Source organism: Curvibacter gracilis ATCC BAA-807, from assembly GCF_000518645.1.
In the GTDB taxonomy this organism is placed as follows: domain Bacteria; phylum Pseudomonadota; class Gammaproteobacteria; order Burkholderiales; family Burkholderiaceae_C; genus Curvibacter; species Curvibacter gracilis.
The window spans coordinates 199,844-223,889 of the sequence record NZ_JADZ01000010.1 but is presented as its reverse complement, the minus strand read 5'-3'; the positions used below and the strand labels follow the sequence as shown (position 1 = coordinate 223,889).

Below are 24,046 nucleotides of genomic sequence, written 5' to 3'. Positions count from 1 at the left end.
GGCGTGTTCGTACTTTACACGGCCCTCGATGGCCCATCACGCAAAACCAGGACTCAGAACCAGGACTCAGAGCGAGGCCCAGCCGGGTTCTCCCGTCGCATTGGGTGCGGTGGCCCCCGGGCCTGGACGAGTGGCGGACCGGCGTTCCGGCCCCAGGTAAGGTTTGCTGGGCGGCACGGGCGAACGGGTGGCCCGAGGGGTGGTGACTTCGACAGCCGGTTGGGTGGCGCCAGTGGGCCCCTGCGCAAGCCTGAAGACCGCCACGGATTGCACCAGGCGTTCCGCCTGGTTGCGCAGGCTGATGGCGGCTGCGGCCGACTCTTCGACCAGGGCCGCATTCTGCTGGGTGGCGTGGTCCATCTGCGAGACGGCCTCACTCACCTGCCCCAGGCCGGCACTCTGCTCGGCGCTGGCAGAGCTGATCTCACCCATCAGCCGGGTCAGGTCCTGAATCGCCGCCACCACCTCGTCCATGGTGTGGCCGGCCCGGTCCACCAGAGCGCTGCCCTGCTCCACGCGCTCCACACTGGCACCGATCAGGCTCTTGATTTCGCGCGCAGCCTCCGCGCTGCGGCTGGCCAGGCTGCGTACTTCGCCAGCCACCACGGCAAAGCCCCTGCCCTGCTCTCCGGCACGGGCCGCCTCGACCGCAGCGTTGAGCGCGAGGATGTTGGTCTGGAAGGCAATGCTGTCGATGACACCGATGATGTCGCCGATCTTTTGCGAGCTTTCGTTGATGCCCTTCATGGTCTGCACCACTTCGTGGACCACGGTACCCCCACGTTCAGCCACCAGAGACGCGGCATGCGCGCGTTCGTTGGCGTTGCGGGCCGTTTCGGCGTTCTGCTTCACGGTGGACCCCAGTTGCTCCATCGATGCCGCGGTCTGTTGCAGCGCCGAGGCCTGCTGTTCAGTTCGTGCGGACAGGTCATTGTTGCCCTGGGCGATTTCAGCACTGGTGTTGGCCACGCCATCCGCGTTGTGGCGCACCTCGCGCACGATGCCAGCCAGGTGGGCCTGCATGTCGGCCAGCGAGCGCAGCAAGGTGCCGGATTCGTCCTTGCTGCTGCTTTCAATGGTCTGGGCCAGATCGCCCTGGGCGATGGCCTGCGCCACCTGCACCGCCTGCCCAACAGGCCCGGTGACGGAGCGCGTGATGCGCCAGGCCAGCCACAAGCCCACCAGCACGGCGGCCAAGGCGGCACCCGCCAACCAGTAAAGGCTGCGTTCGGCCAGTGCCAGATTGTCCCGGGTCTCCTCATTGACTCGTTGGGTCACCGCCTGCTTGAGCTGGGTGAGGCGTTCTTCATAGGTCTTGAAAAGGGGGTACAGGCGCTGGTCGACCTGCTCGGCCACGTTCTGACCGGCGTCCTGCTGCTTTTGCAGATCGGCCCGGGTGCCGCGGTAGGCCTCTCGCGCCTCCAGGGCCTGGGCGAATGACTGTTGTTCCGGGCCGAGCAACATCAAGGCCCGGGTGCGATCGATGCGCTGGCTTTGCGCATTGACCACGGCGGCCATGTCGCGCCGGATCTTGTCGAGGTAGGCGGCGTTGTCCGCCTTGAAGCTGGCCTCCGTGCGCAGCCAGTTCATCTGCAGGTCGTTGAACCAATCCTGCACCAACGCCTGGCGCTCCATCTCGACGGTAGACAGCTGTTCGTTGGCTTGTCGCAGCGCCTGGATCCGGGTCATGCCCAGCCCCGTGATCAGCAAGGACATCAACAGCAGCAGCCCGAAGGCAAAAGCCAGACGAACACCCAGTTTCCAATCGTTCCAGCGCATGCAAGCCCCCTGTACAAATCGAGTTGTATCTGCGCTCAATGTAACTGCATTGCGCTTTATCTGGCAGTCTTTTCCTGAAAGACCTGCTGCGCTGTTGCGCGCCTGCATGGCAGCTTGCTGTCACCTGCTGTGAAACGACCTGGTGGGGGCACCTGGCCCCGATTCATGGGCTGATATAGAGGCCTTGGCCGCCTGAGTTCTTGGCCTCGTACATGGCGGCATCGGCCAGGGCCAGGAGCTGTGAGGGCTGCCTGCCGTGCTTGGGGTACAGCACCACCCCCATGCTGGTGCTGACCTGCACCATGTCGCCGGAGGGCAGCCGGATGGGCTCGCGCACGCTGGCCAACGCCCGTCGCAGAATGGGTTCGCATTCGGCCAGGTTCATGATGGGCGTGATCAGCATCACGAACTCGTCACCCCCCAGTCGGGCCACAGTGTCATTGGCTCGAACAGAGGCCTGCAGCCGCCGCGCCACCTCCTTGAGCAGAAAGTCCCCTGCCCCATGCCCGTGGGTGTCGTTGATCGGCTTGAAGCCGTCCAGATCCAGATAGCAGACCACCCCCATGCCGCCCATGCGGTCGTCCAGTGCAAAGGCCTGCCGCATGCGATCGGACAGCAGCAGGCGATTGGGCAGCCCCGTGAGCGGGTCGTGAAAAGCGATGTGCTCGACCTGCTGCTGGTACTGCTTCATCTCCGAGATGTCTTGCATCAGCCACAGAGAAACCCCTTGCGCCTCCGAGAACTGCAGGCTGTTCATGTCGATCCAGATCGGGTCACCATTTTTGCGGGCCATCTGGATCTGTTTTCTGAAATGCACACCGCTGCGTATCAACGGATAGGCCTCACGACCCACCTCATCGTACGAGGCATCATCCAGGTAGAGACATCGGGCCGGCTGATCCAGCAATTCATCGGGTCCGTAACCAAATATGCGTTCCAGGGCTTTGTTCTTCCAGATGAGGCGGCGGTCCTTGAACTTGGCAATGCCCACCAGATCGTTGTCCAGCATGGCTTTTTGTTCATGCACCAGGGCGCGCATCTGGGTGCGCACCCCATAAAGTTCGGTGATGTCGTGCATCACCGAGCGGCTCATCAGGAAGTGGCCCTGCTCATCGCGCAGGGCCGTGGACAGAACACTGACTCGCCTTTTCACGCCCCGGGCGCTGATCAGGTCGCACTCGATGGCCCGGCTGTGGTCCTCGATCTTGAAGCGCTCGTAGTGGTGGCTGAACTTGCTTTTGCCCTCTTCAGGAAAAAAGTCCATGGGCCCCATGCGGTGCAACACCTGCTCGGCAGAACAGTCCAGCCAGGACAGGGCCACCTTGTTGAGCGAGATGAAACGGCCCTTCTCGTCGAGCGAGCAATAGCCGCAAGGTGCGTTGTCATACAGGTCCTGCAGTCGCTCGGCCGTCGTGCTCAACTCCTGCTCAAGCAGCTTCTGGGGCGTGATGTCACGGCCCACGGTCAGAATCTCGATCAACTGGCCTTGTTCATCAAAGGTCGCGCGGTTGTTGAACTGGCCCCAGCGCACGGCGCCATGGGCGTCCACGATGCGGTTCTCAATGGTCACGATGGGGCAATCCGGACTCAGCCTGGACAGCGCGGCATGCACTTGTGGCAAATCTTCGGGCAACACCACGGGAGACCACCTGGTGTTCAGCACCGCCTCGGACTCCACACCAAAAAGTCGGCAGTAGGCCTGATTCACGTAGGTGAGGCGGTGGTCGTGGGTGTGGCGACAGATGATTTCCGTCTGGTCCTCCAGAATGGATCGGTAGTGCTGTTCGCTCAGGTACAGCTGCTGGGTGCGTTCGGCAATCCTGTGCTCAAGGTTGGCATTGGCCTGTTGCAGTTCCCGGCCCCGCTCGATCAGCCGGCTGGTCATGCCGCGCAATGATTGACTCAAGCGCTGCAACTCGGCGCTTGCGCCATGCATGTCCCACCGGACATCTTCGTCACCGGCTTCGATGCGTTGGGCTGCCTCGGCCAGCACCTCCAGCGGACGGCTGAAACGACGCGCCAGCGCATACACCAGCGCCATCACCATCAGCAACAGTGCGCTCCCACCGAGGAGCAGACGTTGACGTGCCTCTGCCACCGGTGCCAACGCCATGGACAGCGGCTGCCGCAAGACCACCCGCCAGCCCAGATCGGTTTCGGTGCGGCTGCGCACGCGCAGCGCGCTGGTCAGGTACTGCTGGTCTGAGGCACCCCACTGGGTCACCGCATAAGGGTGCTCATCCACAATCAAAGCGAAGGGTGCCAGGGCCGCACCAACGGCGCTGTAAGGGTGCAGGATCTCACCGCGCCCGTCGAGAATGAACACTTCGCTCCCGCGGAATTGCTCAGTTCCCCCGAGCGAAGACCGGATCACCTCATTGATCCAGCTCAGGGTGACATGCGCTGCGATCACACCCCGCACTCGGCCATCGGAGCCCCGCAAGGGGGAGGCGAAATCGAGAAAGCGCAAGGGCTCTGCATTGTCCTGGGGCGGCAACAGGCGCTCCAGCATGACCGCTTGATGAGCGTCTCCCAGGTAGGGCCCCTGCTGCCCACCACTGAACCAGGGACGTTGGCGCACACTGGCCCCGGTCAACAGGCCGGACGTGGCCGCCTGCACCCGCCCTTGGACATCGGCCACGCCAATCCATGAGTAATTCGGGAAGGTTCGCTGTATTTCGTTCAGATAGGGCTCGACCCAGTCGGCGCCCAAGGGGCCCGACTGAAGCCCCGGCAGGCGTGCCAACATGGCGATTTCACGGTCACGCTCATGCAGGCTTTCCCCCAAGGCGTTGGCGATGGCCTGGGTTTGTTGGTGCAATGCTTCGCCCTGCGTTTGGGTGATGCGTTCCGTGAGGAACTTCGCCATGTACAAACCGCCCAGCCCCAGCACCACCAGGTAAAGCGCACCAAAGATCAGAGACAACTGCAGCCAGAAGGAGCCATACCAAAAACGGGGTTCTATTTTCAGCTGGAGGGCGGTTCCCGAATCTGACTCTCTTGGTTTGACCATTTGTCGATTCTCGCTTGATCTGGCGTGTCAGGACAGATTAGCACCCCATGCCAGGAAATGACAGACGAATAACCACTGGGTCTCATTCGTGAGCGAACCGGGCTGTGCATTCGCAAAGGCAGGCACGAGCACTGGTCGCAAGGGCTGGAAGTCGGGTCGACAAAACCATGCACATTACATTTAAATCACCTGATTCAATGCAGGCGTTTCATGTCGTCATGGGCTGTCCCAGGCGATGCCTGCACTGCCAGGGGCACCCATGAAAGGCATGCGCTATGGCATGCCGGCCAGGGAGGTGATCCCCTGGTTGGCCCATCTGCGGCCAAGCAGGGCCCCTTCGAAGGGCGTTGTTGAACGCGTTATTTCAGGTTCTCGGCCGACATCAACACCACCTTGTCCACCGCAAAGTTCACACGGATGCCCCGACTGGAGTCGCCCCATTGGCAGGTGCGCACACCCAGCGTCTCATCGCAGTGGGCTGGGTCGCCCACAATCTGGCGGACCTCCTCATAACTCTGGCCCACCTTGATGCGGTTGTAGTTCTCGAGACTCAATTTGTTGCCGCAGGCACTCAACAAGCCAACGCCCAACAACAGACAGAGCGCCTTCGCCCCGGGGGATAAAAAAGTCATCACTTCTCCTTGTTGAACAAGTCGCAACCCTCTGCACAAGACACGGCAAAAGGCTTGATCCGGGCTCAGTCCTACCCAGGACTCACCGATGGACGGGCTTCATTGTGGCCTGCCACCCCTCCAGCCCCACCGAGATCGACAGCCAATCCGCCAATTTGGACACACCAGCGCCCGATTTAGCCCCCAGACCGACCTGTGAATCTGGCGTACTGGAAACATCTTGGTATGCTTGTAGCATTATTAAAAATCTGCCTGGTGGGCTACACGCGAAGGCGGCCCAACCAAGAAATGGGAGTGTTCTTCACATGATGCGCACGCGAGAGTTCGTCTTCAGAGACCGCTTGCTGGATTGGAGCGCCACGCTGCCGTGGTGGCTGGACAGCATCGTGGCCGTGCTCGTTTTCGCCCTGCTTCAGATGCTGAGCCAGGGCACGCAACCCCTCCCCCATGAGCCGGCCCCGCAAGGGTGGCTGTCTGATCTGGTGCTTTATGGTCGCTTCGTGGTGCCCGCCCTGTTCTTGATGATGGCCGCGGCATCGGTATGGCGCAGGCACCAGCGAAAGCGCCTGATACAGCAGGCCGCCGTGAACCCGTCAGCAGATATGCTCGACAAACTGAGCCAGCGCGACTTCGAACTACTGGTCGCCGAGATGTTCCGAATCCAGGGCTACGAAGTCGATGACCTGGGCTCTGACAGCACCGACCAAGGCGTGAATCTGGTCCTGTGGCAAAACGATTGCAAGACATTGGTGCAGTGCAAACCATGGACCTCATACCGCGTGGGCGTCGAAGTGGTCCGCGAGTTGACCGGCCTCATGCATGCGGTGGGTGCCAGTTCCGCGTTTTTGGTCACCTCGGGTACCTTCACCCGCGCAGCGCGTCACTTCGCAGCCGGTCAAGCGGTCAAGCTGCTCGATGGCGCAGCACTGCGCGAATGGATCGCCAAAGTGCAAGCCCGACAGACAGCCTCGGCAGCCAACACAGCCCCGGCGAGCGCCACACCCGGCACGCCCACCAAAGCCGGACTGCTGGCCGCCCGCCACGGCGAGGTTCAACCCCCGCTCGACGCCGCCGCTCTGCTTGCCCTGGCACAAGCCAGGGAGGCGGTGATCCCGGCTTGCCCTCGCTGCGGCAAGGCCATGCAACGACAGGCAGCCCGGACGGATGCACAAGGCGGCCCGTCTTTCTGGGGCTGTACGGCGTTCCCGAGCTGCAGAGGCACACGGGAATTGCTTCAGTCGGCGCGCCTCTGAACCGGGGCAAGGCCAACCGGATTGGCACGGCCGCGACAGGGACAGCCACCCGCAATTCAGCAAGCAGGTCTCAGCCACGACATACTAGGCAGGAAGGAACGGCCATCTGGCGCCTATCCCAACCGCTTGACAGATGCGAGGCCCGATTGCAAGAACAACACCCACCCAAGTCCAAAGACCCCCTCGATTACCCCTTCGAGACCGTGCCCCCGCGCGGCACGACCCTGGAGGTCGCCCCCGGCGTGCACTGGATCCGCATGCCCCTGCCCTATGCGCTGGACCACATCAACCTCTGGGCGCTCGACGACGAAGCTGGCTGGGCCATCGTCGACACGGGTACCCGCACGGACGAAAACGCCCAGGTCTGGCGTGAGCTCTTTGCCCATGCGCCCGACCAGCGCGGCATCACCCGCATCTTTGTCACCCACATGCACCCCGACCACGTGGGCATGGCGGGCTGGCTGACCCGCAAGTTCAACGCCCGGCTCTGGATGACCCGGCTCGAATACATGAGCTGTCGGGTGATGGTGTCCGACACCGGGCGCGAGGCCCCGCCCGAAGCCATCGAGTTCTTCCGCCAGGCCGGTTGGGGCGAGGCCGCCATCGAACGCTACCGCCTGCGCTTTGGCAATTTCGGCAAGCACATTCATGCCTTGCCGGAGAGTTTCAAGCGCCTGCGCGACGGCGACATCATCCGCATCGGCCGGCACGACTGGCGCGTCATCGTCGGCACCGGCCACTCGCCCGAGCATGCCTGCCTGTATTGCGCCGACCTGAAGGTGCTGATCTCTGGTGACCAGGTGCTGCCACGCATTTCGTCCAATGTGTCGGTGCACCCCACCGAACCCGACGCCGACCCCATGAGCGAATGGATGGCCTCGATCGAGAAGCTGCGCCGCGAGGTGCCGGACGACGTGCTGGTGCTGCCCTCGCACAACGAGCCCTTCCGCGGCCTGCACCTGCGGCTGGACCGCTTGGCGGAGGGTCAGCACAAGGCCTTCAACCGCCTGCGCGAGACGCTGGGCAGCGAGCCGCGCCGCGTGGTGGATGTGTTCGGTGCCCTGTTCTCACGCCCCATCGCCGAGAGCGACACCGGGCTGCTCGGCATGGCCACGGGTGAGACCCTGGCCTGCCTGAACTACCTGATTGCCCGCGGCGAAGCCACCCGCACCTTGAGGGATGGGGTTCACTGGTATGCGCTGACGACCGGCACGCCTGGCACGCCGGGATGAGGGCCGCAACCCGGCGCCGATGCGCCAGGGACTTCAGGCCTCAGCCAGCGCCGTAGCCAAAGCCAACGAAGGCGATCAGTCGACCAGGCCCACGTAGACGTGCTGCACGTCGTCGTTGGCGTCGATGGCCGACAGGAAGGATTCAACTTCTTCCAGTTGTTCGGCGCTCAGGTCCGAGGCCTTCACCGGGTTCTTGGGCTTGTAGCCCAGCTTGGCGCTCAGCACGGTGAAGCCATGAGCCGGCAGCGCACGGCTCACCAGGTCCAGATCGGTGGGGTCGGTCAGGAACACGGTCACGCCGTCTTCATCGGCCGGCTCGAAATCCTGGGCGCCGGCTTCGATGGCAGCCAGTTCAGCGTCGGCGCCGGCAGCGGCGGGTTCGGCCTCGATCAGGCCCAGGTGGTTGAAATCCCACGACACCGAGCCCGAGGTGCCCAGCTGGCCCTTGCGGAACAGCACCCGCATCTCAGGGGCGGTGCGGTTCACGTTGTCGGTCAGGCACTCGACCATCACCGGCACGCGCTGCGGGCCGTAGCCCTCGTACATCACATGCTCGAAGCTGACGTTCTCACCCGTCAGCCCGGCGCCCTTCTTGATGGCCCGCTCCAGCGTGTCCTTGGGCATGGACACCTTGCGCGCCTGTTCCACCACCAGGCGCAGACGCGAATTGGCGGCCGGGTCGGCGCCGCCGCGTGCGGCCACCATGATTTCCTTGGCCAGCTTGCCGAACAGCTTGCCTTTGGCATCCGCAACCTGTGCCTTGCCTTTTGCTTTCCACTGCGCGCCCATGTCTGAAATTCCTTGTGTTGGCGGGCACACCCGGTGCCCATTGGGGTCAAGCCTGTGTTTTGTACGGACAGCACACAGGCCCTGAAGGGGGTCGGTTATACACCGAGCCGGTCGCCTGGCGGGGCTGAGCGGCCTGCGCTGGCGCAAATTCCAGCGTTCGGAGGCCAACCCTTCCAAGCACGCGCCAATGCGATTCGGCCTACAATTTTGCCGCTGACTACCGTCTCTGGGGTCACCGACGCAGTCCCTGACTCTCTTGCCTCGACCCGCTCCAGCCGCCATGCCCCACCCTCCCACCCCACGCCTGCCCTTGCGCCAAGCTGCATCTGGCTGCCTGGCCGTGGCCTGCCTCGTCATCGGCTCGCTGACCGGCGCGAGCGCCTGGGCCCAGGCCGAATTCCGCGACATCAAGCCCGACGATGTCGCCGTGGTCTTCGGCAGCGAACTGATCGAGATCAGCCTGGACACCCTGGCCCCCGTCACACCCGCCCAGGCCTGGGCCGTGCTGACCGACTACGAGCACATGAGCCAGTTCCTGCCCGGACTTGAGCTCAGTGAGGTCTACACCCGGCAGGGCAACACATTGCGGGTGCACCAGCGCGGCAGCACGCGCGCCGGTCTGCTGCACTTCGACTACGAGAACGTGCGCGATGTCAGCCTCTCACCCCAGCGCCTGATCACCACCCATGGTGTGTCAGGCGACGCGAAGCGCCTGGACAGCAGCACAGAACTGCGCCCGCGTGAAGGCGGCGTGCAACTGCACTACCACGTGGCTTTCGAGCCTGCCCGTCCCCTGCCCTCGTTTTTGGGCAACTCGGCCCTGAAACGCCAAACGGCCGACAATTTCAACGCTTTCATCCGTGAGATGATCCGCCGCCAAGACAATGCCCCCCGCCGCAGCACCGCAGGCGCCCCCACACCCAACAACACTGGCCTGCCCGACAACCGGGCCATGGCCGCCGAAGGCACGCCAGGATCCGCACCATGAACACCCCCTTCCACAACGAGCTGTTTCACCGCTTCACCGATCTGTTCGCGCAACTGGGCTTGCCGTCCGACCCGCACGCCATCGCGACCTTCATCGGCCACCATGCCCCGCTGGCCGACGACCTGGACTTGGCCGATGCGCCGTTCTGGACCGCGTCCCAGGCCGCCTTCCTGCGCGAGCAACGCTTGCAGGATGCAGATTGGGCCGAACTGGTCGACCAACTGAACCTGGCGCTGCGCTGAGCGCGCCGCATCACGCTGGCGGGCGGGCCTGACCCGCGATGCAGGGCAGCAAAGAGAAATCAATCACCGCGCTGACCAAGCCCTGCATGGTGGGCACCAGGCTGCGCGCATCACCCCGCCGCCACTGAAACGCATATTGCAAGGCCGCCAACTCGGGCTCAGCCTGCAGGCGCCGAAGGCCCAGGCCCTCAATCCAGCCCTCAGGCAGAAAGCCCACCCCCACCCCCTCACGCAGCATGCCGGCCACAGCAGCCCAGCTGTTGCACAGGATGCGCTCCTGCCGGTCACCCAGGCCCTGGGCCAGCAGCCAGTCGTCCAGCAGCCGCGTGGTGCCGGCCTGGGGGGGCAAGGTGATCAAGGGGTGGCGCTGCAACAAACCCGCCACCGACGACGCTTGCACGCCGGCCAGGTGAGGGGCCACCGCCCAGGCAAAATGCGCCGCCCCCACCGATTGGGACACCAGGGCACTGCGTGACGAACGCCCCGCGATCACCGCAAAGTCCAACTCGCCCTCAGCCAGGCGGTGCTCCAGCACGCCGCCCACATCCACACAGGCTTCCAGCGTGAGGCCGGGGTGATGCCGCCGGGTGGCCGCCACCAACGCGGGCAGCCAGGTCAGGGCCGACAGATCGCCCACACCAAAGCGGCAATGGCCTGAGAGCGACCCGGCCTCGGCCAGGCTGCGCCCCAATTCGGCCACCGCATTGAGCACCCCCAAAGCCGCCGGCAGCAGGCGCCGCCCCGCCTCGGTCAGCACGGCCTTGTGACCGCTGCGATCAAACAGCGCCTGGCCCAACACCCCCTCCAGCTCAGTGATGCGCTTGGACAGCGAGGACACCGACAAATGCAGGCGCTCAGCGGCCGTGCTGAAGTTGCTGCAGGTGGCGGCCCACCAGAAGGCCTCCAGTTGTTTGACGGAAGGTGTGGCCATCTATTTTCTATTTGGTGAACAAACTTCTTCTGAATATATCGCTTTCTTTCGCCAAGACGGGCTCCTACAGTGCGCTTCATTCCTTTGCCCAGAGGGCCCCCATGAACGCCACGCCGACCCACCTCAGTCCAGCCTCCCCAGCCAGCGCAGCGCCCGCGGCTCAATCCGGCGCACCGCCAAGGGTTCTGCGCCGCATGCTGTCCTTGCAGGATTTCGAGGCCGCGGCACGCCGTCGCCTGCCCCGCCCCATCTTTGGCTACATCGCCGGCGCGGCCGAAGACAACGCCTCCCTGCACGACAACCGCGCGGTATTCGACGAGTACGCCTTTGTCACCCGGGTGCTGCGCGACGTGTCGCAGCGCAGCCAGGCCGTGGAACTGTGGGGCAAGCGCTACCGCTCGCCGTTTGCGATCGCCCCCATGGGCATCAATGCCCTGTCCACCTACCGCGGCGATGTGGTGCTGGCCCGGGCGGCCCAGGCCGAGGGCATTGCCTCGATCATGAGCGGCACCTCGCTGATCCCCATGGAGACCGTGGCCCAGGCCTGCCCGGGCACCTGGTTCCAGGCCTACCTGCCGGGCGATCAGGCCCGCATCGATGCACTGATCGACCGGGTGAGCCGTGCCGGCTTCGACACCCTGGTGATCACGGTCGACATCCCCATCTCCGCCAACCGCGAGAACAACATCCGCACCGGCTTCTCCACCCCCTTGCGCCCCAGCCTGCGCCTGGCGCTCGATGGCGCGCTGCGGCCGGGCTGGGTGCTGGGCACCTTCGCCCGCACCCTGCTGCGCCATGGCATGCCGCATTTCGAGAATTCGTTTGCCACCCGGGGCGCGCCCATCGTGTCGTCCACGGTGCTGCGTGATTTTTCAGCCCGCGACCACCTCAGCTGGCAGCACCTGCAAAACATCCGCCAGCGCTGGTCCGGCCGCCTGGTGGTCAAGGGCGTGCTCAGCGTGGCCGATGCGCAGGCCGCGCGCGATGCGGGCGCCGATGGCGTGATCCTGTCCAACCACGGCGGGCGCCAGCTCGACGGTGCGGCCTCAGCGATGCGGGTGCTGGAGGCCGTGGTCCAGGCCCTGGGGCCTGACTACCCGGTGCTGATCGATGGTGGCTTTCGTCGCGGCTCCGACGTGCTCAAGGCCCTGGCCCTGGGCGCCCGCATGGTGCTGGTGGGCCGGCCCTTCAACTACGCCGCGGCCGTGGCGGGCGAGGCGGGGGTGCGCCACGCCATCTCCCTGCTGCGCGACGAGGTGGACCGCAACCTGGCCATGCTGGGCGTGAACCAGCTGGACGAGCTGGGCCCGCACACCCTCATCCGCAAGCGCTGAGCCGCCCCCCCCTTCAACAAGCACGGAGACCTGAGTCATGACCCTTTTTCACCTCTATTCCAACCCAATGACACGGCGCGCCAGCACCACACTGCTCGCCGCGTTGCTGGCCGCCCCCGCCTTCGCAGCCGAGCCCTACCCCAGCAAGCCGGTGCGCCTGATCGTGCCCTTTGCCCCTGGCGGCACCACCGATCTGGTGGCCCGCGCCATCTCGCAGCGCACGGGCGAAGCCCTGGGCCAGCCCCTTGTGATCGACAACAAGGGCGGTGGCGGCGGCTCCATCGGCGCCCATGAGGCCGCCCGCGCCCTGCCCGACGGCTACACCCTGGGCGTGGCCACCGTGTCCACCACCGCCACCAACCCGGCCATCAACCCGCGCCTGCCCTACAACCCGCTGACCGATTTCACGCCCATCACCAACATCGCGGCCACCCCCAACGTGCTGGTGGTCAGCCCTGGCTTCAAGGCCCAGAACTTCGCCAGCTTTGTCGACGAGGTCAAAAAGAACCCCAACCGCTACAGCTACGGGACGGCCGGCACCGGCTCGATCGGCCACCTGTTGATGGAGCTGATGGCCAGCAAGAGCGGCCTCACGCTCACCCACGTGCCCTACCGGGGTTCGGGCCCGGCGCTCAACGACGCGATTGCCGGGCAGATCCCCATCGTGTTCGACAACCTGCCCTCCGCCCTGCCCTTCATCAAGAGCGGCCGCCTGACCGCCCTGGCCGTGGCCGCGCCCAAGCGCCTGCCCCAGTTGCCCCAGGTGCCCACGTTTGCCGAGCTCAAGCTCGACGAAGTGAACCGCAGCGCCTTCTATGGCCTGGTGGGCCCCAAGGGCCTGCCGCCCGAGATCGTCAAGCGGGTGCACGCCGCCGTGCAAAAAGCCCTGGCGGCCCCCGAGGTGCGCCGCCAGATCGAAGACACCGGCTCGCAGGTGGTGGGCAACCGCCCGGATGAATTCGCCCAGGAGATCGCGACCGAAAACGCTGTCTACAAGAAGATCGCGGCCGAGCGCCACATCAGCGCCGATTGAGCCAAGTTGGCCGCGCCAGGCCGAGGCGCCTCAATCCCGCATGTGGGCGTAGTCCACCAGGCCCGCGTACAGCCGGGTCTCGCGGGTCATCATCGCGGCCAGGTCTTCGCGACCGGTGGCCAGCACATTGCCGCCGTCCTCCAGCTTGCGGCGCACCGCCGGGTCTTGCAGCACCTCTTGCAGGGCCTGGCTCAGGCGCTGGGCGATGGCGGGCGGCAGGTGGGCCGGTCCCATCAGCGCAAACCAGCCGCTGAGCTCATACCCCTTCAAGGCCGGCACTTCACCCACTGTGGGCACCTTGGGCAGGGCCGACAGGCGCTGCGCCCCGGTACAGGCCAGGGCCGTGATGCGACCACTTTGCAGAAACGGCAACGCCGCCGGCACCGACAGCATGGCCAGGTCCAGGTTGCCGCCGGCCAGATCGCTGGTCAGCGAGGCCACGCCCCGGTAAGGGATGTGGGTCATGAAAATGCCCGCACGCTGCTTGAGCAACTCGCCGGCAAAGTGCAGCGTCGAGCCCACCCCCGAGCTGCCATAGCTGAGCTGGCCGGGCTTGCGCCGCGCCAACTCGATCAGCTCGGGCAGGGTCTTGACGGCGGCACGCGGTCCGGCCACCAGCAGCACCGGCGCGGTGGCGATCAGGCCCAGCGGGGTCATGTCCTTCTGAGCGTCGTAGCGTTGGGCGGGGTTGACCAGGCGGGTGGCCACCAGCTCGTTGCTGGAGCCCACCAACAGGGTGTAACCGTCGGCCGGGCTGCTGACCACGCGCTGGGCGGCGATAGCACCTGCGGCGCCGCCCTGGTTGTCGATCACCACCGGGGTTTTCAGGCGTTGCCCCAGGGCCTCGCCCACCAGACGGCCGACATAGTCGACCGAACCCCCAGGCGGGTAGCCGATCACGATCTTGATGGGTTTGTCGGGGTAGGCCGGCTGGGCCAGCGCCGACCGTGCGGGGGCCAGCAGGCTGCCGGCCAGCAAGCCGCCCAGCGCGCGGCGATTCAGGGAGATGGGCGAGTTCATGGTCATGGTGGTGCCTCTGGTACAGAGCAGACTCAGGCTGCGGTGGCCAAAAAACGCTCGGTCAGGCGCACCCAGTAGGTGGCCGCCAGCGGCAAGATCGCATCATTGAAGTCGTAGCCCGGGTTGTGCACCATGCAGCCCCCGCTGCCGTGGTGCTCGCCCACCCCGTTGCCCACGATGAAGTAGCTGCCCGGGCAACGCTCCAGCATGAACGAGAAGTCTTCGCTGCCTGTCAGCGCCTGCACGTTCTCCATCACGCCCTGCGGGCCCAGCCAGTCCAGCGCCACCTGGCGGGCAAATTCGGTGCTGGCCGGGTCGTTCACCAGGGCCGGGTAGCGCCAGTGGTAATCCACCTCGGCCACGCAGCCCAGGGCCGCCGCCTGGGCCTGGGCTAGCTCGGTGATGCGCTCGCGCAGTTGCGCCCGCACCTCGGGCCGGTAGGCCCGCACCGACAGCTTGAGCGCGACCGACTCGGGGATCACATTCGGGGCATCGCCGGCGTGGATGGCGCCCACGCTCACCACCGCCATGTCACGCGGGTCCACATTGCGCGCCACCACGGTCTGCAAGGCCAGGATCAGGGTGGCCGCCGCCACCACCGGGTCGCGCGACTGATGGGGCGCCGAACCATGGCCGCCCTGCCCCTTCACGGTGATCAGCACGGTGTCGGACGAGGCCATGAACGAGCCCGACTTGAAGCCGAACTGGCCCACCGGAAAGCCCGGCATGTTGTGCAGCGCAAAGATCGCATCACACGGAAACAACTCGAACAGACCGTCTTCGATCATGCGGCGCCCACCGCCCAGGCCCTCTTCGGCCGGTTGGAAGATCAGGTTCAGCGTGCCGTCGAACACGCCCTCTGCGGCCAGGTGGCGCGCCGCCGCCAGCAGCGTGGCCGTGTGGCCGTCGTGGCCGCAGGCGTGCATCTTGCCGGCATGGCGGCTGGCATAGGACAGCCCCGTGTTCTCGTTGATCGGCAGCGCGTCCATGTCGGCCCGCAAGCCCAGGCGGCGCCCGCCAGCGCCTCGGCGCAGGGTGCCCACCACCCCGGTGCCGCCCAGGCCACGGTGCACCTCATAGCCCCACTCGGCCAGGCGCTCGGCCACCAGATCGCTGGTGGCCAGTTCTTCAAAAGCCAGCTCGGGGTGGGCATGCAGGTGATGGCGCAGGGCCACCATCTCGGACTCGATGGCACGGATGCCGGGGGCGACAGGGTCGGCTGCAGCCGACGCTGCAAGAGTGGGGACAGTGCTCATGGGGGTCTTCTGTTCAGGCCGGAGCCGGGAGGGGAAAGGTCGCAGTCTAGAAACCCACCCCCGCGGCCATAAGACAGGGATGACCTGCCTTGAAAGGTAGTATCTGTCGGGCGAACGGCTGGCCCAGGCACAATCCCTGCTGCCCTGGGTCGAGGTCTTCGCCGTGAAACTGCACCAAATCCGCTACCTGATCGCCGTTGCCAGCCAAGGCAGCATCCGCGCCGCAGCGCGCGCCCTGGGCCTGACCCAGGCCACCCTCACCCAAGCCCTGCGTGAGCTTGAAGAGGGCCAGCAGATGCCCTTGTTCGTGCGCCAGAGCTCGGGCCTGGCCCTGACCGAGGCGGGCGCCGCCCTGCTGCGCCATGCCCGCCTGATCGCCGATCAACTGGAGCATGCAGAGGCCGAGATGGCCAGCCTGCGCCAGGCCGGCAGCGTGCAGCGCCTGAGCGTGGGCGTCACGCCCTGGATTGCCCAGAGCATCCTGCCCGGCGTGGTGCAGGCCTTCACCCAGGACCAGCCCCAGGTGCGGCTGGAGCTGTTCGATGGCCTCTCGGCCGTGTCGCTGCCCCGTCTGCGTGAGGGCGCCCTCGACCTGCTGCTGGGCCGCCTGCCCGAACCCGGCGCCGCGCACGATCTGCATGTCACCCCCTTGTTCCGCTACGAGGTGACCGTGGGCGCCCGCGCCGGCCACCCACTGGCCCAGGCCCGCTCGATGCAGGCCCTGCGCGAGGCCCGCTGGCTGCTGAACTACGCCCCGCAAGAGGAGGCCGCGATGTTCCACACCCTGTTCGAACAACATGGCCTGCCTGTGCCCCACGGCCGCATCCACCTGGCCCAATCGGCCGCCCTGATGCTCAAGCTGGTGGCCAGCACCGACATGCTGACCCTGCTGCCCTGGCCCTTGATCGAATGCGAAGGTGCCCATGGCCTGCTGGTGCCGCTGAACCTGGACACCCGCTTCGCCCCGCGCGAGATCGGCGTGCTGCGGCGTCGCCAGGCCCCCCTGAGCGCCCCGGCCGAGCGCTTTCTGCACCACCTGATGGCCCAGGTGCGACTGTGCCAGACCTCGTCTGACGCCATGCTGCAGCGCGTGTTCCGCTCGATTGATCTGCTCGATCTCGGAACACGCAGCGTGTAGCGATCGCGGGATAGCGAGCGGCTCGCCCCAAGCTCAAAGGCTGCGCCGATTCAACAAAATGGCCAGCGCAGCCAACACCGCCGGGGCCGCCAGCGCCATGAAGATCCCGTCAAAGCCCCAGCCCTGGCTCAGCAGCACGCCCCCAATCGACGAGCCCAGGATGCTGCCCAGGCGGCCCACGCCCAGCATCCAGCTCACGCCCGTGGCCCGGGCCACGGTGGGGTAGCAAATCCATTTTTCGGGGCGAATCCCAGACGCCAGTTTGAGACGAAAACCAGACAAAGGGGCTGCTCCAGAAGACTAATGCGCCGTGAACTGGACAAAAGCCCACAAAAATCGATGCCACCATCCTCGCAGCAATCAGAACGCAGTCAAAAAATATCGAATAAATGACACAAAGCGACAAAAAAACACAGCACCACCCAAAGAGGTTCAAACATCGAATAGGAGTAAATTATGCTGGAAATAAAAAATGGAGTAGTCAGGCATAACCGAATAACACGACGCATCTCCCCAGGCATCGAGCACGGTGAAATGAAGTTCATTCATGGCATCATAATTCATCAAACAAGCAGCAACAGCACGACAAAAACACTATTGGAATACACATTCTCCTTCATTAACCATGGGAACGGTGCCCACTTCCTCATCGATCCATCCGGAATTATTTACCAAACTGCGAGATTGAATAGAGAATGCTGGCATGTGGGGCGCATCAAATCCATGTGCGCAACTGTGCATTCATGCGCCCCAAAATACCAAGAAATCCTTCATCAAATAGATGTAGCTTTGAAGGCAAAAAAAATTTCAAAGGAGGAGGCCTGGAAAAAAAATTGATCTACTCGAACAAGCCAAAGATGCAAAAGAAAGATACCCTACAAATCATGACTCTATCGGTATCGAGTTGGTCGGAGCGCCTGTCCAAGACGTATATCTTGCACCACCACCCGCGCAAAATGACGCTGCTCAATGGCTTCTTCATGAGTTGCTCGACACCTTTCTGTTGAAAATAGATCGTGTCTGTACACATGGCTTCATTTCACCACATAAAAACCAAACCGAAGCTGGATTGTTCAACTACTTCCCCCACAATTAATGCTCGCCCTCATTAAGATAGTGATTAAATTCATTTTGACATCATTTCTCGCACTGACCGCCGCCATCTTGCCATTTCAGATTTGGTGGCACTTCCCCATCTGGGTGAGTGCCCATAATATCGAAAAATCAATTCCCCCAGAAATAACAGATGCCGATGAACTGGAAAATTGCCAGCAGACCTCGATAAGTGATGCCGAATTCAACGACTATTGGCAAGAAGTTCGCCCGCTGTTTTCAGGAGAATTACACGGATACGGGTCCATGGGATGTTATTACAGCTTCAAAAGCGCAAGCAATAAGGAGTATCGCGTCGGCATCGAAAAAGACATCAGCGAGATCATCAAAAATGGAAAGACATACCACTATGTCAAAAAGAATGCAGTCCCCGATTTAGCCACCGAGCAAGATCTAAGAGACGTAAAGGCACCCAATCTTTTCGAGCAGGTGTTTGAATGTTTGGCGGCATACTATGCAGGCATCATTTTCATCGCCTTCGAGTTGGCCGACTGAGCCCCTGCGGCATAAGGGCCCCTCGTCGTTTCGTGTGGAAAGCAACATCAATAATGACGTGGTTGAGCCGGGCCCTGTGGGCTTTTGAAGAGGTTGAGGCAAAGGGTTGAGATGAGCATTGGGGTCGAAGCGCTGTTCACCAGCGCGCTGGGGTTGGTGCCCCTTGGGAAGTCCAGGACGTGCAACTGGACGCCGTGCGCAAGCGCATTGACTTCGAGGTTCGATGCGGCGCGGGTTTGCTGGCCTGCCCGGCTTGTGGCGCTGCAGCCCAGAAGGTCCACGACCGGCTGCGCCGCTCCTGGCGCCACCTGGACTTCTTCCAGTTCGAGGCCTGGCTGCACGCCGATCTACCGCGCGTGGTCTGTTCGGGCTGCGGCAAGACTACCCAGCTTGAAGTGCCATGGGTGCGACCGAGCTCGGGCTTCACTGCAGCCTTCGAAGCGCTGGCCTTGGCCCTGTGCCGCGAGCTCCCGGTACGCCAGGCAGCCAAGCTGCTGCACTGTGCCGACAAACCCCTGTGGAGGCGTATCGAGTTCTACATTGCACAAGCCCGCGCGCTCGAATCCTTTGCCGGCGTGGAGCTCATCGGCATTGACAAGACCAGTTTGCGGCGAGGCCAGCGCTACATCAGCGTCGTGCATGACCTGCAGGCCAAGCGGCTGCTCTTGCCTGCGAGGGGCGCAGCCACCAGACGGTGCAGGACTTCGTGGTGGATCTCAAGGCGCATAGTGGGGGATCCGGCCCAGGTGCGCCATATCTGCATGGACATGAGTGCGGCCTACACCAAGGGCGCGGCACTGGCCCTGCCGCAGGCCGCTATCAGCTACGACCGCTTCCATGTGGTGGCACTGGCCATCGAGGCGATGGACGCGGTACGCCGCCAGGAACTGCAAGACGAGCCGCAAGCGGTGCAGCGCACACTGCAGGCGGCGGGCCCCAAGGCCCGGCGGCAGTTGATGTGGGGCATGCGCAAGAACCCGGCCGGCTGTAGTGCAGCGCAATGGCAAAGCATGCACAGCCTGCAGCGCTCGGGCCTCAAGAGCGCACGTGCTTGGCGGCTGAAGATGGCCTTGCGCGAGGTCTACGCCCGGGCACGTGCACACAACGACGAGGCCATCGCCCGGCAGGAGTTGAACGCTTGGTTGAGTTGGGCACGGCGTTGCCGACTGGCACCGATGCAGCAACTGGCCCAGACCCTCAAGACAAGGCTGGCCGGAATCGTGCGCGGGATGTTGGATCACCGCTCCAACGCACTCGTGGAGTCTATAAACGGACTTCTGCAACAGGCCAAGCGCGCGGCGCCCGGCTTCAGGACGGCTAAGCATTTCATCGCGGTGGCCTATCTGCGGATGTCAAAGCTGAGCAACTTGCCGGTCAACCCCATGAGCCCGGCAGACGCGCGCTGAGGCCTTGGGGTTCCACACGAAACGGCATAGTGCCGTGAGGACGATGAGAGAACAACGTAGCCCGATACGGACAAGACTTCAAGAACAAGGCATTGGCAAAGCTGTTGCCACCCGAAAGCGCTCCACTGGACCAAGTGGCAGCCGAGGTCGGTGTGAGCGCCTCGACCCTGGAGCGTTGGCGCAGTGATGCTTTGAGCCAGCCCCGCAGTGACAGCAAGGTTTGGAGCGCAGCTGCCCGCTTTGATGCCCTGCTGACCACAGCCGCCATGGACGAAACCACCAAGAGTGCCTGGTGCCGAGCCAATGGGGTGCTGCTGCACGATCTGCAACTGTGGCGGCAAACCGCGGCCCAGTCGCTGGCCGATCCTCAAGATCAACGGGCCAGCCCTTCACAAACCGCCCAGGACCGGCGCCGAATCAAAGAGCTCGAGCGCGACCTGCGTCGCAAAGAGAAAGCCTTGGCAGAAACCGCAGCCTTGCTGGTGCTGTCAAAAAAGTTAGAGACGATCTTCCAAAAGGACAGAGACGAGGACAAATGACCTCGCTTGAAGATCGTCAACAGATGTCTGAACTCATCACCCAGGCCTGCAACGCCGGGGCCCGACTGGCACAGGCCTGCGAGCTGTGTGGCCTGAGCGAAAGCACCCTGCAGCGCTGGCGAAGCCGGGCAACGGGTGCCGTGCTGGGTGGCGATCAACGCCCCCATGCCCATCGCTCAAGCCCTTCACATGCCTTGAGTGAGGCCGAACGCGCCGAACTGCTGCGCGTGGCCAACGAGCCGCGCTTTGCGGACTTGCCGCCAGCGCGCATCGTGCCCCTGTTGGCCGACGAAGGCCGATACCTGGCCAGCGAATCGAGCTTTGCTCGGGTGCTGCGCCAGGCTGGGCAAAACGCCCACCGTAGCCGATCCCGAGCACCGAGAGCGCAACGCCCACCGACCACGCACATCGCCACAGCATCAGGCCAGGTCTGGTGCTGGGACATGACCTACCTGCCAGCCACCGTGGCTGGGCGTTGGTTTTACCTGTACCTGATCGTGGACCTGTACAGCCGCAAGGTGGTGGACCGGGAGGTTCACGCCGAAGATGATTCGGACCACGCGGCTCGCCTGGTGCAGCGCACGGCCTTGGCCGAAGGGATTGCCGCCCAAGACAGCAAGCCTGTGCTGCACGGCGACAACGGCGCCACGCTCAAGGCCACGACGGTGCTGGCCATGCTGCACTGGTTGGGGGTCAATCCCTCTTACTCGCGGCCCCGGGTGAGCGACGACAACGCGTTTGTCGAGGCGCTGTTCAGAACAGCCAAATACCGCCCGGAATACCCCAAGAGCGGGTATGAGGACCTGAGTGATGCTCGGGCCTGGGCTGCGAGATTCGTGCGTTGGTACAACCTGGAGCACCGCCACAGCGGGATTCGATACCTGACACCAGCGCAGCGACACAGTGGGCAGGATGTGGAGATATTGAAACGCCGCGATGAGCTGTACCAGCGGGCCCGCCAATGCCATCCGGCGAGGTGGGCAAGGCACACCCGAAACTGGGATCACATTGCGGTGGTCAAGCTCAATCCGGAGAGGGATTCAGAGCCTATCGCAGCGCTGGCATCAGCACTGGATAAAGCGCCTCGGCGCGCATGAATCAGGCGACAACTGTCTTGACACGCACCGACCCGCTGCGGACAAGGTCCACGGCCTGTGGCTCCGCGCTGAACCAGGTGGCTGAGCTTCAAAGGGTGCGCCGATTCAACAAAATGGCCAGCGCAGCCAACACCGCCGGGGCCGCCAGCGCCATGAAGATCCCGTCAAAGCCCCAGCCCTGGCTCAGCAGCACGCCCCCAATCGACGAGCCCAGGATGCTGCCCAGGCGGCCCACGCCCAGCATCCAGCTCACGCCCGTGGCCCGGGCCACGGTGGGGTAGCAACCGGGCGCAAAGCCGTTCAGCCCGGTCTGTGCGCCGCTGAGGCAAAAGCCCACGGCCATCACCAGCCACACGATGGATTCGGACATCAGGCCGTTGAAGCCCATCACCACCAGGGCCACGGCCCCCAGGGCGTAGGCGCCGGCCATCACCCGGTTGGGGTTCATGCGGCCCATCAGCCAGCCCACCAGCAGCGCGCCCACGGTGCCTCCGAGCTGGAACATCGCGGTCACGTTGGCAGCGCGGTCGATGCTCATGCCGGCGTCTTTCATCATGGTGGGCAGCCAGCTGGTGGTCAGGTAGATCACCAGCAGGCCCATGAAGTAGGTGACCCACAGCGTGGCCGTGCGCAGCCTGAAGCCCTGCTCGAACAGCACCGCCAGGGGCTGGCGGGCCGGCACGGCGGCTTCGCCCGAGACAAAACTCTTCACCCCATCCAACGAGGCCCGGCACACCCGGCCCAGCACCGCGCTGACGCGCTCAGGCGCCATGTTGCGCGCCACCATGAAACGGGCCGATTCGGGCAGGTAGACATACAGAACCGGCAGCAGCAGCAGGGGCAAGGCCCCGCCCAGCACCAGCACCGAGCGCCAGCCCGCGTGCGGAATCAAGTCTGCTGCTGCAAAACCCACCAGGGCCGAGCCCAAGTTGAAGCCCGTGAACATGGCCGCCACCAGAAAGGCGCGCCGCCGCTCCGGCACATACTCCGACAGCAAGGTGGTGGTGTTGGGCATGGCCGCGCCCAGGCCCAGGCCGGTCAGAAAGCGCAGCGCGGCCATCTGGGTGGTGTCTTGCGCCAGCGGCGTGAGCAAGGTGCACAGGCCAAAGCCCAGCACCGAGCCCATCAGAACGCGGCGCCGCCCCCACCAGTCCGACGACGATCCCGCCAGCACCGCGCCCACGGCCAGGCCAATCGGGGCCGCCCCCATCACCACTCCAAAGGCCGGGCGAGAAATGCCCCACTCGGCCAGGATGGAGGGCGCGACAAAGCCCATGATGGCCACGTCCATGCCGTCCACGGCCACGATGAAAAAGCACAGCAGCACCAGCACCCACTGGTTGGGCGAAAGCGCTCGCGCGTTGATGAACTCCCTGACATTCAGGGTTGTTGTTGCGTTGCTCATGAAGTCTCCGTGTTCTTGTTCAGGCTTGAGTCGGCGGGGCTCAGTTGTTCCAGCTCAGGGTCTTGCTGTCCTGGCCGGCCACCGAGTACAGGGCCCCGGGGGCGTTGCGCGTCTTCTGGAACTCTTCCAGCGACTCGCCCCGCATGGCGGCATAGATGTGCAGGTTGGACACCCCGATCACCGCGCCCAGCTTCTCCAGCATGAAGAAGATCACGCCGTAATGGATCAGGCCGCGCCAATGGCGCTCGCGCACCAGCGTGCGCTCCTCGTCGCTCAGGCCGGCCTGCTCGAAAGCAGCCTCAGGGTCGGCCATGAAGGCCTGGCGGTGTGCCGGCACGATGAGCTCGTGCAGAAAACGGTTCAGACGGTAGGCCTTGACGCTGCGCGCCAGGTCGAAGGGGTAGGTACCGCTCAGGCCGCCGGCCCCAGCCAGCTCCTTGGCCATGTGGGCGCGATGCCGCTCCACCTCGCCGGCCACGGGGCCCGGTGAGGCCTGGTTTTCATAGATGGCGGTGGCAATGCCCGTCATCGAGGGCAGGTAGTAGCTCTGGTGGATCTTGCGCACATTGGCCGACAGGGCGCCGCGCATGATCAGCCACATGATGACCTCGGCGCCCTCCATGCCGCCCAGGCTGGCGAACTCGGCCTGCGTCATGCCGGCCAGGCGTTCCGGGTCTTGCTCGATCAGGTCCAGAAAGCGCTGGTCCCAGGCCGGGTTGTTGAAGCCGGCCCGCTCACCATGCACCTGGTGCGACAAGCCGCCCGTGGCCACCACCGCCACCTTCAGGTCTTCGGGGTAGCTTTCGATGGCGCGGCGCAGGGCCTGGCCCAACTTGTAGCAGCGCCGCGCCGAGGGCACCGGAAACTGCAGCACCCCCACCTGCAAGGGCACGATCTGCACTGGCCAGGCCGGCTCGTGCGGGCACAGCATCGACAGGGGTGAGAAGCAGCCGTGGTCCAGCGGCTTGTCTTGAAAGAACGACATGTCGAACTCATCGGCCACCAGCGACTGGCCCACGTGCCGGGCCAGGGCCGAGTGCCCGCCCACCGGGGGCAGGTCACGCGCACCGCCTCCTTCGTCGGCCACCTCGTAGCGCTCGCCCACGCCCAGGGCAAAGGCCGAGTAGTGGTCGAAGAAGAACGAGGTGACGTGGTCGTTGTAGATCACAAACAGCACATCGGGCTGGCGATCTTTGATCCATTGCTGCACCGGCTTGAAGGCCTCGAAGATGGGGGCCCACACCGGGTCGTGCTGCTTGTCGCGGTCAAAGGCAAAGCCGATGGTGGGGGTGTGCGAGGTGGCGATGGCGCCGATGATCTGTGCCATGGGGTGCTTTCGGAAAACGGTCCT

General features: G+C 64.4%; 21 protein-coding genes and 1 pseudogene. 12 read left to right on the top strand and 10 right to left on the bottom strand.

Annotated elements, in window-relative coordinates:
* Positions 1–66: 66 nt before the first annotated feature.
* The 3 genes from L880_RS36635 to L880_RS0107775 form a co-directional block, all read right to left on the bottom strand.
* Positions 67–1,779, bottom strand: coding sequence for a methyl-accepting chemotaxis protein (locus L880_RS36635; RefSeq protein WP_027475196.1), 1,713 nt, complete (start codon positions 1,777–1,779; stop codon positions 67–69).
* A 163-nt stretch (positions 1,780–1,942) separates the two neighbouring features.
* Complete coding sequence (locus tag L880_RS0107780; protein WP_027475195.1) at positions 1,943–4,705, bottom strand: sensor domain-containing diguanylate cyclase; 2,763 nt, start codon at positions 4,703–4,705, stop codon at positions 1,943–1,945.
* Between the two features lie 446 nt (positions 4,706–5,151).
* Complete coding sequence (locus tag L880_RS0107775; protein WP_027475194.1) at positions 5,152–5,424, bottom strand: hypothetical protein; 273 nt, start codon at positions 5,422–5,424, stop codon at positions 5,152–5,154.
* A gap of 305 nt (positions 5,425–5,729) precedes the next feature.
* Here L880_RS0107775 and L880_RS0107770 point away from each other — a divergent pair, with 305 nt between their 5' ends.
* A complete protein-coding gene (locus tag L880_RS0107770; RefSeq protein WP_027475193.1) occupies positions 5,730–6,677 on the top strand; it encodes a restriction endonuclease in 948 nt (315 codons plus the stop codon).
* Positions 6,678–6,823: 146 nt separating this feature from the next.
* The gene (locus L880_RS0107765; RefSeq protein WP_027475192.1) at positions 6,824–7,909 is read left to right on the top strand and encodes an MBL fold metallo-hydrolase; all 1,086 of its coding nucleotides are present in this window, start codon (positions 6,824–6,826) and stop codon (positions 7,907–7,909) included.
* 75 nt (positions 7,910–7,984) lie between these two features.
* Here the strand turns inward: L880_RS0107765 and L880_RS0107760 are convergent, their stop codons facing one another.
* Positions 7,985–8,698: a YebC/PmpR family DNA-binding transcriptional regulator gene (locus tag L880_RS0107760; protein ID WP_027475191.1), complete on the bottom strand. Its 714-nt coding sequence runs from the start codon at positions 8,696–8,698 to the stop codon at positions 7,985–7,987.
* 280 nt (positions 8,699–8,978) lie between these two features.
* Between L880_RS0107760 and L880_RS34315 the strand changes: the two genes are divergently transcribed.
* Together L880_RS34315 and L880_RS0107750 are read left to right on the top strand one after the other, a co-directional pair.
* Entirely contained in the window at positions 8,979–9,686 is a 708-nt protein-coding gene (locus L880_RS34315; protein WP_051443149.1) for an SRPBCC family protein, read from the top strand.
* A complete protein-coding gene (locus L880_RS0107750) occupies positions 9,683–9,928 on the top strand; it encodes a DUF2789 family protein (RefSeq protein ID WP_027475190.1) in 246 nt (81 codons plus the stop codon). Before L880_RS34315 ends, L880_RS0107750 begins: the two co-directional genes overlap by 4 nt.
* Positions 9,929–9,938: 10 nt before the next feature.
* On the opposite strand, the gene L880_RS0107745 is transcribed toward L880_RS0107750, so the two are convergent.
* A complete protein-coding gene (locus tag L880_RS0107745) occupies positions 9,939–10,859 on the bottom strand; it encodes a LysR family transcriptional regulator (protein ID WP_027475189.1) in 921 nt (306 codons plus the stop codon).
* A gap of 101 nt (positions 10,860–10,960) precedes the next feature.
* Here L880_RS0107745 and L880_RS0107740 point away from each other — a divergent pair, with 101 nt between their 5' ends.
* Both L880_RS0107740 and L880_RS0107735 read left to right on the top strand, forming a co-directional pair.
* The gene (locus tag L880_RS0107740; protein ID WP_027475188.1) at positions 10,961–12,193 is read left to right on the top strand and encodes an alpha-hydroxy acid oxidase; all 1,233 of its coding nucleotides are present in this window, start codon (positions 10,961–10,963) and stop codon (positions 12,191–12,193) included.
* Between the two features lie 67 nt (positions 12,194–12,260).
* Entirely contained in the window at positions 12,261–13,226 is a 966-nt protein-coding gene (locus tag L880_RS0107735) for a tripartite tricarboxylate transporter substrate binding protein BugE (protein WP_027475187.1), read from the top strand.
* Between the two features lie 30 nt (positions 13,227–13,256).
* On the opposite strand, the gene L880_RS0107730 is transcribed toward L880_RS0107735, so the two are convergent.
* Together L880_RS0107730 and L880_RS0107725 are read right to left on the bottom strand one after the other, a co-directional pair.
* Entirely contained in the window at positions 13,257–14,252 is a 996-nt protein-coding gene (locus L880_RS0107730; protein ID WP_027475186.1) for a Bug family tripartite tricarboxylate transporter substrate binding protein, read from the bottom strand.
* Positions 14,253–14,278: 26 nt separating this feature from the next.
* Complete coding sequence (locus tag L880_RS0107725) at positions 14,279–15,502, bottom strand: M20 aminoacylase family protein (protein WP_027475185.1); 1,224 nt, start codon at positions 15,500–15,502, stop codon at positions 14,279–14,281.
* A 163-nt stretch (positions 15,503–15,665) separates the two neighbouring features.
* Between L880_RS0107725 and L880_RS0107720 the strand changes: the two genes are divergently transcribed.
* The gene (locus L880_RS0107720; RefSeq protein WP_027475184.1) at positions 15,666–16,640 is read left to right on the top strand and encodes a LysR family transcriptional regulator; all 975 of its coding nucleotides are present in this window, start codon (positions 15,666–15,668) and stop codon (positions 16,638–16,640) included.
* Positions 16,641–16,673: 33 nt separating this feature from the next.
* Here the strand turns inward: L880_RS0107720 and L880_RS0107715 are convergent.
* A pseudogene (locus tag L880_RS0107715) lies at positions 16,674–16,865 on the bottom strand (aromatic acid/H+ symport family MFS transporter); the annotation flags it as partial.
* A gap of 231 nt (positions 16,866–17,096) precedes the next feature.
* Here L880_RS0107715 and L880_RS34885 point away from each other — a divergent pair.
* The 5 genes from L880_RS34885 to L880_RS0107690 all read left to right on the top strand — a co-directional run bounded on the left by L880_RS34885 (position 17,097) and on the right by L880_RS0107690 (position 21,290).
* Positions 17,097–17,477, top strand: coding sequence for a peptidoglycan recognition protein family protein (locus L880_RS34885; RefSeq protein WP_084461120.1), 381 nt, complete (start codon positions 17,097–17,099; stop codon positions 17,475–17,477).
* A complete protein-coding gene (locus L880_RS36800) occupies positions 17,473–17,736 on the top strand; it encodes an N-acetylmuramoyl-L-alanine amidase (RefSeq protein ID WP_084461118.1) in 264 nt (87 codons plus the stop codon). Before L880_RS34885 ends, L880_RS36800 begins: the two co-directional genes overlap by 5 nt.
* A complete protein-coding gene (locus L880_RS0107705; protein WP_027475181.1) occupies positions 17,736–18,248 on the top strand; it encodes a hypothetical protein in 513 nt (170 codons plus the stop codon). The genes L880_RS36800 and L880_RS0107705 overlap by 1 nt, the downstream gene beginning before the upstream one ends.
* 179 nt (positions 18,249–18,427) lie before the next feature.
* On the top strand, positions 18,428–19,654 hold the full coding sequence (locus tag L880_RS31940) for an ISL3 family transposase (protein WP_245615014.1): 1,227 nt from the start codon (positions 18,428–18,430) through the stop codon (positions 19,652–19,654).
* 92 nt (positions 19,655–19,746) lie between these two features.
* Positions 19,747–21,290 (top strand): IS3 family transposase gene (locus tag L880_RS0107690; RefSeq protein ID WP_157462701.1). Its coding sequence is split into 2 segments (ribosomal slippage): positions 19,747–20,152 and positions 20,152–21,290, totalling 1,545 coding nucleotides; the frame shifts between segments, so codons are not numbered across the junction.
* Positions 21,291–21,378: 88 nt separating this feature from the next.
* Here L880_RS0107690 and L880_RS31935 read toward each other — a convergent pair.
* Together L880_RS31935 and L880_RS0107680 are read right to left on the bottom strand one after the other, a co-directional pair.
* Positions 21,379–22,695, bottom strand: a complete 1,317-nt coding sequence (locus L880_RS31935) for an MFS transporter (protein ID WP_043328835.1) — start codon at positions 22,693–22,695, stop codon at positions 21,379–21,381.
* Positions 22,696–22,735: 40 nt separating this feature from the next.
* On the bottom strand, positions 22,736–24,022 hold the full coding sequence (locus L880_RS0107680) for a gallate dioxygenase (RefSeq protein ID WP_027475178.1): 1,287 nt from the start codon (positions 24,020–24,022) through the stop codon (positions 22,736–22,738).
* Positions 24,023–24,046: the final 24 nt, after the last annotated feature.

Coding starts and splice junctions, on each gene's coding strand:
- L880_RS36635 (WP_027475196.1), bottom strand. CDS start 1,779: ATGCGCTGGAACGATTGGAAACTGGGTGTTCGTCTGGCTTTTGCCTTC.
- L880_RS0107775 (WP_027475194.1), bottom strand. CDS start 5,424: ATGACTTTTTTATCCCCCGGGGCGAAGGCGCTCTGTCTGTTGTTGGGC.
- L880_RS0107770 (WP_027475193.1), top strand. CDS start 5,730: ATGATGCGCACGCGAGAGTTCGTCTTCAGAGACCGCTTGCTGGATTGG.
- L880_RS0107760 (WP_027475191.1), bottom strand. CDS start 8,698: ATGGGCGCGCAGTGGAAAGCAAAAGGCAAGGCACAGGTTGCGGATGCC.
- L880_RS34315 (WP_051443149.1), top strand. CDS start 8,979: ATGCCCCACCCTCCCACCCCACGCCTGCCCTTGCGCCAAGCTGCATCT.
- L880_RS0107750 (WP_027475190.1), top strand. CDS start 9,683: ATGAACACCCCCTTCCACAACGAGCTGTTTCACCGCTTCACCGATCTG.
- L880_RS0107745 (WP_027475189.1), bottom strand. CDS start 10,859: ATGGCCACACCTTCCGTCAAACAACTGGAGGCCTTCTGGTGGGCCGCC.
- L880_RS0107740 (WP_027475188.1), top strand. CDS start 10,961: ATGAACGCCACGCCGACCCACCTCAGTCCAGCCTCCCCAGCCAGCGCA.
- L880_RS0107735 (WP_027475187.1), top strand. CDS start 12,261: ATGACACGGCGCGCCAGCACCACACTGCTCGCCGCGTTGCTGGCCGCC.
- L880_RS0107730 (WP_027475186.1), bottom strand. CDS start 14,252: ATGACCATGAACTCGCCCATCTCCCTGAATCGCCGCGCGCTGGGCGGC.
- L880_RS0107725 (WP_027475185.1), bottom strand. CDS start 15,502: ATGAGCACTGTCCCCACTCTTGCAGCGTCGGCTGCAGCCGACCCTGTC.
- L880_RS34885 (WP_084461120.1), top strand. CDS start 17,097: ATGCTGGAAATAAAAAATGGAGTAGTCAGGCATAACCGAATAACACGA.
- L880_RS0107705 (WP_027475181.1), top strand. CDS start 17,736: ATGCTCGCCCTCATTAAGATAGTGATTAAATTCATTTTGACATCATTT.
- L880_RS31935 (WP_043328835.1), bottom strand. CDS start 22,695: ATGAGCAACGCAACAACAACCCTGAATGTCAGGGAGTTCATCAACGCG.
- L880_RS0107680 (WP_027475178.1), bottom strand. CDS start 24,022: ATGGCACAGATCATCGGCGCCATCGCCACCTCGCACACCCCCACCATC.